The sequence below is a fragment of the Vreelandella arctica genome, assembly GCF_037070215.1.
GTDB lineage: Bacteria > Pseudomonadota > Gammaproteobacteria > Pseudomonadales > Halomonadaceae > Vreelandella > Vreelandella arctica.
In genome coordinates, this window is record NZ_JBANSN010000010.1 from 114,808 (window position 1) to 127,016 (window position 12,209).

Sequence of the window (12,209 nt, forward strand, 5' to 3'; positions counted from 1 at the left end):
GCCGAGGCTTACATGCCTTCGCTTTCCATGTCCTCTTCCATTTCCATATCGCCCTCGGACATGCTGTCATCTTGCATATCACTGTCTATGGAATCGCCCATGGAATCGCTCATGGCGTCACCCATTGAGTCGGCCATATCGTCCGAATTCATGTCGCTATTTTCCATCGACTCATGCATGTTGTCTTCCATCATGCCCTCGTCAGACATTTTCTCATCGGCATGGCTGGTCGTTGCTATCAGGCTGAGTAGACAGATGGCAGCGAAGGTAGTGAACTTGTTCATCGTGAGTTCCCCAGGGTTTTAAGTCTGCCATGCTGGCAGGCTTAAAATCATTTTCGATACTCACCATCACAGTAGAATCACGCAGTGTTAAAGAGTGTATCGCGCAAATCTCACAAAAGTGTCACGGGCGGCCGAATGATAGTGCGATAACCACACCAACTCCTTTATTTCAAAAAGCTGGTTGCAACAAGTTAGTTTCACCAAGGAGTCCCCATGGCATCTACCCGCCGTGAACTGATATCACTGATAGAGCAGGGCGTAATACCGCCTGAAGAGCTGACGCGCGCGGTGCAAGCCTCTGGGCTGTACCCATCAAATCGCGCCTGGGCCGTGTTTGTTGATCGATTGCTACTGTGGCTAGGCGGGCTGGCGTTGGCCTTCGCGGTGCTGTTTTTCGTAGCTTATAACTGGGCCGAGATGGGCCGTTGGCTGCGCTTTGGCGTGGTACAGGCAGCGTTGGTGCTGGCGGTAGTTGTCGCCATTTGGCCCAAGGCCAGCCCGATGGTTCAGCGTGTGGCGCTAACATCGGCCACTTTATTGGTGGGCGTGCTGTTGGCGCTGTTCGGGCAGGTGTACCAGACCGGTGCCGACCCGTGGCAGCTATTTTTTACCTGGGCAGTGCTGACGCTGCCCTGGGTATGGGTGGCACGTTTTGAGCTGCTGTGGGTGCTTTGGCTAGGGTTATTGAATTTGGCTATCGGACTCTATTTCCGCACCTGGGGCGGGCCGTTTGGCGTTTTGGCCAGTAGCGATGCCGCACTTTGGGGGCTGTTTGGGGTTAACACCCTGGTATTAATCATCTGGGAGTGGGGTGCTTGTTACCGGGGCTGGCCACGGCAGTGGGCACCACGCTTGCTCGCGGTGGGCAGTGGGGTGCCCATGACGCTGTTAGCGGTGACGTTGATCGCTGATGTCGGCCTCGTGTGGTCGCCAGTGCTGGTGATTTATCCGCTCTGGTTGGCGGCGCTGTATAGCATTTACCGCTATTGGCGGCCTGAGCTGTTTATGATTGCGGGCGGCTGTGTCTCATTGATAACGGTGACCACGCTGTTACTTGCGAGGCTGTTGCTCTGGGAAGGTGATTGGCAGGAGGGAAGCCTACTGTTGATCACCATTGCGGTACTGGCGATGGGCGCCGGGGCCGTAGTATGGCTGAAGCGGCTACATCGGGAGCTTTCCCAGTGACGAACAACGTTAATGATTTAAGCGTTAGGCTCAGCCAAGCGGGTATTCTGTTAAACGAGCCCACTTCCCCAGCGCAACTGCAAACGCCTTGGTTCGTACGGGCATTACAGGCCTTTTCAGGCTGGTTGGCGGCGCTGTTTCTGCTCGGTTTTATCGCCATGGGCGTTGTGTTTGTGGTGGAGAGCCCAGCGGCGTCTATGGGCTTGGGTCTAGCGATGATCGGTGCGGCTTATGGGCTGTTTCGCCGGGCTCGCAGCGATGTGCTGGAACACCTGGCGCTGGCTATTAGCTTGGCTGGGCAACTGCTGGTCGCCTGGGCATTGGTGGCGTGGTGGGAAGCCTCTCCTGACTCGCTTTGGGCGCTGCTGGGGTGGTCTCTCTTTGGTTTACAGTGTGTATTGGCACTGATAATGCCAAGCCAAGTGCACCGCGGTTTTTCTGCCTTTGCCGCCAGCTTGGCTCTCTATATGGCGTTGGCAACGAGTGCTATGGCAGCGGTGGCGAGCGGACTTGTGCTGCTTGCGATCACGCTGCTTTGGCTGAATGAGTTTCGGTGGCCTGGGCGTTTTAAGGATGTGCAAGCGTGGGGGTACGGCTTGCCGTTGGGCCTGTTGGTCATTCAATGGCTGGCTCATAGCGGGCAAGCGTTACCGCTTCTAAATGACATGACGGATAGCGCTTGGGCGGGGTTAACGCCGTGGTTAAGTGTTGCATTGTTAGCGCTGGCGTTGCTGCTGGTTTTTCTTAGCGTGTTTCAGCGCTTTTCTTCATCCAGGGGGCGCTGGGCGGCCTACCCTTGCGCGGCCGCACTGCTCATCGTGTCATTTTATGTGCCGAGTGTCGGGCAGGGCGTGGTGGTGATGTCATTAGGCTTTGCCATTGGTCATCGTGTGCTGGTGGGCGCTGGTGTGCTGTCGCTACTGTTGGGGATTGGCAGTTATTACTACTGGCTGGAGTCCACGCTGTTGCTGAAGTCACTCACGCTATTGGTAATAGGAGGACTGCTACTGTTATTGCGCTGGGCGTTACGCCAGTGGTTAAGCACACCGGTTGCCACGCCAGACGATGGGAGCTTAGACCATGATGCTGAGCGTTAAGTGGTACCGGGCTCTTGTCATTGCGACTACATTGCTGATCCTGACAGTGGTGAACGGGTCAATCTGGCAGAAAGAGCGCCACTTAGCAGAAGGCGAAGTCGTTTATCTGGAGCTGGCGCCAGTCGACCCGCGCTCGTTAATGCAGGGCGACTACATGGCCCTCAACTTTGCACTTAGCAACGATATTCAGCGCGCGCTGCAAAGCCACCATGGCAGCGACACTCCAAAAGCGCATGATGGCTACGCTATCGTGCGCTTGGACGAACAGCGCATTGGCCATTTTCAGCGATTGGCAGACGGCGAGGGCACGCTGGGTAACGACGAACGGCAACTACAGTATCGGCTGCGCAATGGTCAGGTGCGCTTGGCCACCGATGCATTCTTTTTTCAGGAAGGCGATGCTGAACACTATGAGACTGCTCATTACGGCCAGTTTCGTGTGAATACCAAGGGCGAGCCATTGCTGGTTGCTTTGCATGATGATGAGCTGGATCGACTGGGTGAAATAGCTAAGTAATGACTAGCCAGCAAGGCTTTTTGCTTGTTCTTAATGGCTTGCTCTAGTAGCCGGGTGACCATGCTACGCCTTGCACCATGCAGAAAGGTAGGCTGTAATTCGTCCTCCCGCTGACAAGGATGGCCCTGTGATGCAGGTTGGGCTGGCTAGTCATTAGCCTGTCGGCGGTCGGCAACGTGGCCCACCTACTTCACTAAGGTATTTATGAAAGTAAAAAGCTCGTGGTTCGCATGGTGTTTGTTGGTGGTAGCACTAACTTTTTCCAGCCTATGCGCAGCGCAAACTCAAGGAGGAGAGAGCGAGAGCAGTCGATGGTTTACCGTCGACGCCTTGAACTCGGGGCTCGGCGAGCCGCCCGAAGAAGCGAATCGGGTGACGCCCCGTGAGTCAATCAGGAGTTTCCTGGAGCTGACGGATCAAGAGGAGTATGAAGCCGCTGCCCATATACTCAATCTTGCCGAATTCTCGGAAGCAGAGCAGCCAGAGCAGGGGCGTGAACTGGCCCGGCAATTGGCCGAGATTTTCCAACGTGGTGAATGGCTGACTGTTTCTGATCTGCCGGGGCGGGAAGACGCTGTTATTGAAGACTCTTCGGGCCAAAACCCGCGTGTCGGTGAGGCGCGCCGCAATATCGAAGTCTCCTCTATGCAGGCCAGTGGAGAAACTTACGATATTCGTCTAGGTAGGTATCGGGTCGGTGATCAAGAGCCCGTCTGGCTGATCATGCCCATTAGCGTGTCATATATTCCGGTGCTGTATGAGCAGTACGGTCCGTCAATGCTGGAAGGCTACATCCCAGAGCGCTTCCAGGCGTCGTTTGGCCTTTTGCGGATTTGGGAATGGATCGCCATTCCGCTCTTTTTGCTGTTCGTCGGCATGGTGGGGTGGGGCGTTCATCATCTGATAGGGGTGATGTCGAAATGGCTGCCTTCGGGCGTGTCGAGCATTTTTGCCAGCCAGATTGGCATGCCCGCAGCGCTGATTGTGATGTCATTGGTCACCCAGGTACTGCTGGATTATGTCGTGTCATTTTCGGCGGTCGCCACGACGACCTTTCGAGTTCTGTTAATCAGTATTCTTGCCTGGGGAGCTGGCACGATTGCGTTGCGCTTGGTAGATACGATTATGCTGCGTTTAACGCGGCGATTAGTGGGCGAAATTGATGACACGAAACCTCGAGACGAGCGCAGGCTGCTAACCTCTCTCTACGCGCTGCGCCGTATTATTATTCTGATCACCGTGACCGGTGTATCGATTTATATACTGGGACAGATTCAGCTCTTTGAATCCCTCGGCCTTTCTATTCTGGCCTCTGCCAGTGTGTTAGCGGTACTGGTGGGTGTCGCGGGTCAAACGGTGCTGGGTAATATCCTGTCGTCGTTTCAGCTGTCGTTTGCCAAGCCTATTCGTATTGGCGATCTGGTGATTTTTGAAGGCCAGTGGTGTTATGTAGAAGGCATTTTTTACACCTTTATTCGCTTAAGGTCATGGGACGAGCGGCGTTTGATTGTGCCCGTCACCTATTTTACGTCTAAGCCTTTCGATAATTTGTCGGTGAAGAGCACCAAGATGTATCGGACGCTAGAGCTGACACTCCACCTCAGTGCCGATATAGGGTTGTTAAGAGATAAATTCCTCGAAGTAGCCAAAGAGGAAAATAGTGTTATCGAACACCATAAATTGCTGTGTTACGTGACCGCTCAAACAGGAACGGCACAAACTGTCACCTGTTACCTTATGACGTCAGACCCGCTAGCGGGCTGGACGGCAGAGATGAACGTGCGAGAGAGGCTATTGGCGTATATCCGTGATAACCATCCAGAGTGGTGGCCACGTGAAATTGTGGTGATTAGTCACAACGATATTGCTCGTGGGGCGCAAGGAAAAAGCTCGGGGGAAGTGGATAGTGTTGAGGTAAAACCATCTGAATAAAGGGTGTTTGTGCAGCGGCAGATGAGGCTTTCGCGCAGATGATAAATAGACCGCCTAAGAAGTCAGGGATTGTTTTTAGATGCCTTTAGATATCGTGCAGCGTTTGATACCCGGCTGGGGCGTTACTTATGGCCCACCGGGCGATGGCCCTTTTCCAGCCCTCATGTTGCTGCATGGTTCTGAAGGCGCATGGGCGGGGTGGAGCCATCGTGACGCGATGCTATTCGCAGCCCATGGCTTCTTGGCGTTCCCTTATGGTTACTCAAGCGGCGGTAATGCATGGAACGCGGGGCATATTATCGATTACCCACTGGATCGCAGCGTGGAGGCATTTAAAGCCCTACGAGAACTCCAGTTCGTTGATAAGCGGGTAGGGCTGTATGGCATCTCACGCGGCGCCGAGCATGCGTTATTGCTCGCCTCCCTAATGGCAAGAGATAAGATCGAAGGCGCACCTGATGCTATCGCCGCCCACAGCCCACCAGATGTTGTGTGCGGGGCCTTTGATGCACGTAATTTTCGCGATGGAGGGGATCCAGGCTGGCAAGCCTGGGATGTCAGTAAACGCGCCTGGACATGGCGTAATAGTCACGAAGACTTACTGCCGACCACGCCGATCGAAATCGAACGCTACCCTGGGCCGCTGCTGCTTTCCCATGGCACCAAAGACCGAATGTGGTCGGTGGAGATGACCAAGCGCCTGGAAGAACGCCTGCACGAGCATGGCCGTTCCCCAGAAGTGCACTACTACGAAGGTGAAGATCATATACCGAGTAGCTCAGGGCAGAATAAGCATCACGAGTTGCTCCTGGGTTTCTTTTCAAAACACCTGTAAGTCACCGTTCATTATTTTCCCATTCAAAAAGCCCATCTCTGTAGTTAAGAGGCGTAACTGTGATGATGGCTGCCTTTGGGCTTTAAGCAAAGATCCTACTCATTGACAGGGTACAGTGACTATCGAAGATAAATCACTGAGTGCTGTCATAACGCTCTACAAGTGTTAAAAAACCGTCTTCGTCAATGAACCCTTTGTCCCCTGTGATATACCAGCGTTGGCCATCCATTTCGTGGATAGCCTGGGCGGTGCGCTGTGGTTCGTTGAGGTAGCCTTGCATTATCTGGGGGCCGCTAATTAACACCATGCCTGCTTCCCCGGTAGGAAGTTCCTCAAAGCTTTCTGGCTTGACGATTTTAAAACTGGTGCCGGGCAGCGGCATACCCACGGTACCTGGTTTGCTGCCGCGCTGTACCTGCTGGTAATTAACGCCCAGAGCGTCGGGTAGATTCACGGAGGCCACGGGGGCAACTTCGGTAGCGCCGTAGCCTTCATAAACGGGCTTGTGAAACTTCAGCTCAAAACGGGCGCGCGCATCCTCGTCGAGCTTTTCGGCTCCGGCAACTACCACCCGTAGGCTTTCCAGCATCATCGGATGCACGGCTGAATTGCTGACAAACATCGATAGGAAGCTGGACATGCTGAACAAGAGGGTGGCTTTGTGCTTGGCAACGGCGCCAGCAATGCCGGGAGCATCGGCGGGGTTGGCATGGCAGATCAGCGGCAACCCTTCGATTAACGGCAGCAACTGGGTCACCGTGAAGCCAAAGACGTGAAACAGTGGCAGCGACCCCATAACTACATCGTCGCTCTGGGTATTGAGCACATCAGAGGTCTGTTTGATATTGGCCATCAGATTGCGATGGCTCAACATTACGCCCTTGGGAGAGCCGTCGCTGCCACTTGTGAACACGATGGCAGCGGTGGCATCAGCATCGTGACTATGGCAGAAACCATGCTGTATCAGCCATGTCGGTAATAAGCGAACGGCTAGCCAGGTACCCAAGCGCTCGGTGGTGCCAATGTCGCTTTGCAGGTGCTCCAGATAGATCACCTGCTTTCCGGTTAGTAATTGGCTGATGTTTAGCCCGCTCTTTTCCAGTTTCTTCACAAACCGTTGTGAGGTGAAGACGACTGCAATTTCCGCCTGGGAAAGCGCAGACGCGAGCACTTCCTGGGGGGCGGTGTAGTTGAGGTTCACCACCGTTTTGCCGGCCAGCAGTGTGGCCATGTTGGCAATGACGCCGGTGCTGCTGGTAGGAAGCAGCAGGCCGACGTTTTGGCCGGGATTGAGTTTGCGAAGACGTTTCGCCAGTAACAGACTGGCGCTTAACGCCTGGCTGGCATTAAGCGGGCTGCCCAGGGTATCCGTCAAGGCAAGGTCGCTAGGCCGACGTTTGACGGTCTGAATCCAGGCGTTGGGTAGCGTCGGCAGTTCGTCCATGGCTCGCTGCCAGGAGCGCGTTGCCTGTTCAAAAATACGCCGTTTAAGCACATCGGCAGAGGTATCTTTGGGTAGCGGCTTGCCAAACGCGACGATCACCGAACGGTGCAGTGGTGCGTTACGCATCTCTTTTAATTTGCTGGAGGAGCGGGAGAACTGGCTGCCCCATAGGCCACGCAGGTAGAACGGTACGATTTTGACGTCTGGATTTGCCATGTCACAGGCGCGCTCGTAACCACGACGGAATTCGCCCAGTTGACCAGTGCGGCTGATGGCCCCTTCAGGAAACAGACACACCACTTCTCCCGCATTGAGCTGTGAGGCCACATCGGCGAGCGCCTGTTCGGCACCGCTGCCGCGCTCGATGGGAATACAGCCTAGGGCTTTGAAGAACCAGCGGAGGTACCAGCGCTGGTAAACCGATTTCAGCATCACAAAGCGCACTGGGCGAGGGCTGGCGATCTGCACCATGGCCCAGTCCACCCAACTGATATGATTGCCCAGTAGCAGTACGCCACCCTGGGCGGGCAGGTTCTGCAAGCCATGCACATCGACGCGATAGCGGCGGGTCAGCAGGAAGCTCAACAAAAAGCGTACCAGACTTTGGGGCAGTTTGAAGATCGTATAACCGCCGCCCAACATCGCCACGCTAGCGATCAGTAACAGCAGATAGTGGCTATCCACACCCGCCAGCGCGAACAGCGCGGTGAGTACCAAAAAGCCCAGCATGGCGATGTTCTGGATCCAGTTGTTGGCGGCCAGTACGGTGCCTAACTCCTTGTCGGCAGCGTGAAACTGAATCAGTGCATTGAGGGGGACGATAAACAGACCGCCCATGATGCCAATAAAAACAAAATTCACTGCCTGGCTAGCGGGCGTGGTTAACAGCGGCAGGCACCATAAGCCAACGGCCACGCCAATAGCGCCCACGGGGATTAGGCCGGTTTCAATACGGTTGTGAGATAACTTGCTGGCCAACAGTGAGCCCAGCGCAATGCCGATACCGCTGGCGGCTAGAATGCCTTGTAGCACCAGTGTGTTATCGACGTTGAGGGCTTCCTTGGCGTAGGCGGGGAAGGCCGCGAGTAGCACTTGGCCCACTGACCAAAAGGTGGCAAGGCCGATAATGGAGAGCCTGAGGACTGGCTGGCGGGCGATAATCCCCAGGTTATCTTTAAGCGCCGTACCCTTGAGGTAGCGTTGCCAGGTTAGCGGCGTATCGGAGCGGGTGGTTTCATCCAATGGCAGGCGATACAGCGTGATGACTTGGATAGCGCTATTGAGCACTAATAGCCAACCCAGCGGGGCTATTTGGCGTAACAGCTGCGCTGGCGTTTGCTTATCAGACGAGACCCAGGTTTCAAATAGCGCCGTAAAAACCACTGTTCCTGCCAGGATGGCAGCAATGGTGATGGCCTGAATGAGTCCGTTGGCTTCCGCTAGGCGAGGTTTGCCGAACAAGCCTTTTACCAAGCCATATTTGGCCGGAGAGTAGAACGCCGACTGGATGGCGAGAAGTAGCGTCATGGCAAACGCCAACCAAAACCAACCCTGATAGTAAGCAGCGGTAATGCCCAGCGATACCGCTACTGCGGTCCAGGCAGAGACCCGTAGAATACGCACTTTGGGGTAGCTATCGGCTACGTGGCCAGCCGGACTGAACAGCAAGATGAACGGCAGTAGAATCAGCCCATTCACCAGCGCGGTGAGTACTACCTGAGTTTCGCCATCGTAACTTTTGAAAATCGTGTTCTGGATCACGATTTTGTGACCCAGATCCACAAAGGCATTGAGAAAGATAGCGATCAGGTAGGGCCAGGCGCCTGTTACGCGCAGCAGTCGATGCATGAGGTGTCGCCTTGTCATTGCTTGAAAGTCGTGCGGTGCCAGCAGTATACCGCCAATACGCGTATCGGCTTGCGTGAGTTGCTACCCGCTTAGTAAGCCGTCTGGCTACAGCGGATCGTCACGAAAGTGAGCGGCTTCTTGCGCTAGCCACTCGACAAAGCGTGCCACCGCCGCTGGCATTTCACCCTCATCAGGTAGAAGCAGGTCATAGGCGAACGGAGAAGCGAGTGGATACTGCTCCGCAAAAGGGCGTGCCAGAACACCGCTCGCCAGCCGGTCAGCCACCAGCGGGTAGCTGGCGAGTACTACACCTTGCCCGGCAATGGCCTGATCGAGCGCCAGACTATAAAGCGAATAATGGCGTTGATTGGGCGTCTTCTTTATGGCTACTCCGGCGCTTTTAAACCAATCGCTCCAGCTTGGAATGGGATGGCCTGCGTGACTGCACCACTCCACGGTGAGCAGCGTCTGTGCCAGCAAATCGTTGGGGGTCTGTATGCTTGCCTGCGCTAATAGGGAGGGCGAGCAAACTGGAAACAGCGTGTCTTCAAACAGCCGCAGGCTGGTGACACCGGGCCAAGGGCCCTGGCCGTAGCGCAGTGATAAGCGCGCCCTGTTGGACAACCATAGCGGTGGCGTTAAGCGCGCCTCGGCATCTAGCGAGATTTCTATTTCCCGTTCATTCACTTCAAAGTGAGGTAAGCGGGGGAGTAGCCAGAGTTGTAGGAATGAGGGCGGTGCGCTAAGAAGCAATCGAAAGATCTCTTCTGAGTGCTCGGTGACGTTCTGGACGCCGCTGGCGATACGCAAAAGGCCAGCCTGGACATCTTCAGCCAGCATCCGGCCGGCGTCAGTGACATAAACGCCATTGGCGTATCTTTCAAATAGCACTACCCCTAAGTGAGCTTCCAACTGTTTAACTTGTCGACTAACCGCGCCAGGCGTAACCCCTAAGCGATAAGCGGCAGCTTTGAAGCTATTTTCTCGCGCGGCCTCAGTAAATGCGCGTAATGCATTAAGCGGCAGCCTTTCAATTTTCATAGCATGAGTTTTCCTAGGCCTAGGTATATCAAGTAATCGTTTGTAGGCAGTAGCGCTTCCTGATGCAATAGGCGTCTTGATCTTACCGGAGTGCGCAATGAATCATCAAAGGATAGCTGAGCGAAAGCCCGTGGACACCACGGCGGCTTCGCTAATGCTGCTGTTTTGTTTGATATTGGGTTTTCAGCAGGTGGCGATTAAAGGGGTGGCTGAGGATATCTCACCCATCGTGCAGATCGCACTGCGCTCCGCTATCGCAGGTTGCTTGGTGGGGTTGCTCGCCTACTGGCGGGGCATTCACTGGAAGGAGATCAGGCGCCATTGGGCCCCCGGTGTGCTGGTCGGCCTTGGGTTTGCCGCCGAGTTTGCTTTTGTCGCCTGGGGGTTAACGTACACACTGGCCTCGCATATGTCGGTCTTTCTCTATACAGCGCCCATCTTTGCAGCGCTTGGATTGCATCTTTGGGTTCCTGGCGAGCAGCTCTCGACCCGCCAATGGTGGGGCGTTGGCTTGGCTTTTGTAGGCATGGTAATAGCGATGGCACCAAGCGGCACTTACGGCATCGATATTATCATTGGTGACGCGCTAGGCTTGCTCGCAGGACTCTCGTGGGCTGCCACTACTATCGTCATCCGCAGGACATCGCTTTCTGAAGCACCAGCAGAGCTCACCCTTAGTTATCAATTAAGCATAACGGCGCTGTTATTACTGCCGTTCGCGGCTCTTTCGGGGCAATTGTTGAGCGCGAAGTTTACTTCCATAGCTGTCGCTAGCCTTGGCTTTCAGGCACTGATTATCTCGTTTGCGGCTCTGATGCTGTGGTTCACGTTGCTGCGCCGTTATCGTGCGTCGCAGTTGGGCGTGTTCTCTTTTCTAGGCCCGCTTTTTGGCGTCCTTTTTGGTACCCTATTGCTCAACGAGCCGCTCAGTATCAATTTTCTATTGGGGGGTGGTGTTATTCTAGTTGGCATTATCCTGGTGACGCGCTGATTCGTGCGTTGATCACGGCTGTCTTCTCTCCTTTTTTGATTGGCAATGAACTTCCCTTATGAAGCTGAGCGTCTTATGAGTACCGCCCCTTTTCATGCACTGGAATGCCCGCTGGATGGTGAACCGCTTCGGCTTTCGGACAATGTATGGCGTTGTGCGGCTGGGCACAGCTTTGATATTGCCAAGCAGGGGTACGTTAACCTTCTGCCTGTGCAGCAGAAGCGCTCCCATGACCCCGGCGATAGTAAAAACATGGTGGCAGCCCGGCAGCGTTTTTTAAACGCGGGCCTCTACCAGCCCATTGCAGATGCAGTCAGTAACGCCGTACTGCGCCATGTTGATGTGCCGCCTACGTCAAGCAGCTCGCCGCTAAGTTGTCTGGACGCAGGCTGTGGGGAGGGCTATTACCTGCGTCAACTGGCCCGCGCCGCACCAGCCCAGGCATCACTGGCGCTGATGGGGTTAGATATCTCGAAATGGGCAGTGCTCGCCGCGGCGAAGCAGGATAATAAGCAGACGCCGACAAGTCGTTGGGTGGTGGGTAGCAACGCACACTTACCCGTAGAGGCGGGAACACTAAATAGCGTTCTGTGTATGTTTGGCTTTCCTGTATATAGCGAATTTTCCAGGGTGTTAAAAGCCGGTGGAGTGCTGCTCCAAGTTGAGGCGGGGCCAGATCATCTGCGAGAGCTACGGGAAATTATCTATCCCGCATTAAAGCCTGAGCGTTCAAATGAGGGGGGAGTGCCGGAAGGTTTTGTCTACCAAAGCAGCGACAACGTGCGTTACACGCTAACGCTAAAGGGAGCTGAGGAGATCGCCGATTTATTGGCGATGACACCGCATCTTTATCGGGCCAGTGCGGAAGGGCGTGCGCGGGCAGCGGCGCTGGAGACATTAGTCACTACGGTGGATGTGCGAGTAGTACAGTGGCTTCGAGTTTAGCCGTTACTTAAAGCAGAGGCTGTTGATGCTCTGTCGTACTTCTCACATTAGCGTACTTGTCACATTGGCGTATTTGTCACGTTAACAGTG

The 12,209-nt window shown here is 54.8% G+C and carries 10 protein-coding genes; 7 read left to right on the forward strand and 3 right to left on the reverse strand.

Going from position 1 to position 12,209, the window contains the following annotated elements:
• Nucleotides 1–8: 8 nt before the first annotated feature.
• Complete coding sequence (locus V8L70_RS11470) at nt 9–284, reverse strand: hypothetical protein (protein WP_008957791.1); 276 nt, start codon at nt 282–284, stop codon at nt 9–11.
• Nucleotides 285–497: 213 nt separating this feature from the next.
• On the opposite strand from V8L70_RS11470, the gene V8L70_RS11475 reads away from it, so the two are divergent.
• The 5 genes from V8L70_RS11475 (at nt 498) to V8L70_RS11495 (ending at nt 5,850) form a co-directional block, all read left to right on the forward strand.
• Nucleotides 498–1,469, forward strand: a complete 972-nt coding sequence (locus V8L70_RS11475; protein ID WP_101147989.1) for a DUF2157 domain-containing protein — start codon at nt 498–500, stop codon at nt 1,467–1,469.
• Complete coding sequence (locus V8L70_RS11480; RefSeq protein ID WP_101147990.1) at nt 1,466–2,566, forward strand: DUF4401 domain-containing protein; 1,101 nt, start codon at nt 1,466–1,468, stop codon at nt 2,564–2,566. Before V8L70_RS11475 ends, V8L70_RS11480 begins: the two co-directional genes overlap by 4 nt.
• Nucleotides 2,550–3,083, forward strand: coding sequence for a GDYXXLXY domain-containing protein (locus V8L70_RS11485; protein WP_008957788.1), 534 nt, complete (start codon nt 2,550–2,552; stop codon nt 3,081–3,083). The genes V8L70_RS11480 and V8L70_RS11485 overlap by 17 nt, the downstream gene beginning before the upstream one ends.
• 204 nt (nt 3,084–3,287) lie before the next feature.
• On the forward strand, nt 3,288–5,015 hold the full coding sequence (locus V8L70_RS11490) for a mechanosensitive ion channel family protein (RefSeq protein WP_101147991.1): 1,728 nt from the start codon (nt 3,288–3,290) through the stop codon (nt 5,013–5,015).
• 79 nt (nt 5,016–5,094) lie between these two features.
• Complete coding sequence (locus V8L70_RS11495) at nt 5,095–5,850, forward strand: alpha/beta hydrolase family protein (RefSeq protein ID WP_008957786.1); 756 nt, start codon at nt 5,095–5,097, stop codon at nt 5,848–5,850.
• 133 nt (nt 5,851–5,983) lie between these two features.
• Here V8L70_RS11495 and V8L70_RS11500 read toward each other — a convergent pair whose 3' ends face one another.
• Complete coding sequence (locus tag V8L70_RS11500) at nt 5,984–9,142, reverse strand: acyl-[ACP]--phospholipid O-acyltransferase (protein WP_101147992.1); 3,159 nt, start codon at nt 9,140–9,142, stop codon at nt 5,984–5,986.
• Between the two features lie 105 nt (nt 9,143–9,247).
• On the reverse strand, nt 9,248–10,183 hold the full coding sequence (locus V8L70_RS11505; RefSeq protein ID WP_101147993.1) for a LysR substrate-binding domain-containing protein: 936 nt from the start codon (nt 10,181–10,183) through the stop codon (nt 9,248–9,250).
• 97 nt (nt 10,184–10,280) lie between these two features.
• Between V8L70_RS11505 and V8L70_RS11510 the strand changes: the two genes are divergently transcribed.
• Complete coding sequence (locus V8L70_RS11510; RefSeq protein ID WP_101147994.1) at nt 10,281–11,174, forward strand: DMT family transporter; 894 nt, start codon at nt 10,281–10,283, stop codon at nt 11,172–11,174.
• A 75-nt stretch (nt 11,175–11,249) separates the two neighbouring features.
• On the forward strand, nt 11,250–12,119 hold the full coding sequence (locus V8L70_RS11515; RefSeq protein WP_101148044.1) for a putative RNA methyltransferase: 870 nt from the start codon (nt 11,250–11,252) through the stop codon (nt 12,117–12,119).
• Nucleotides 12,120–12,209 lie beyond the last annotated feature (90 nt).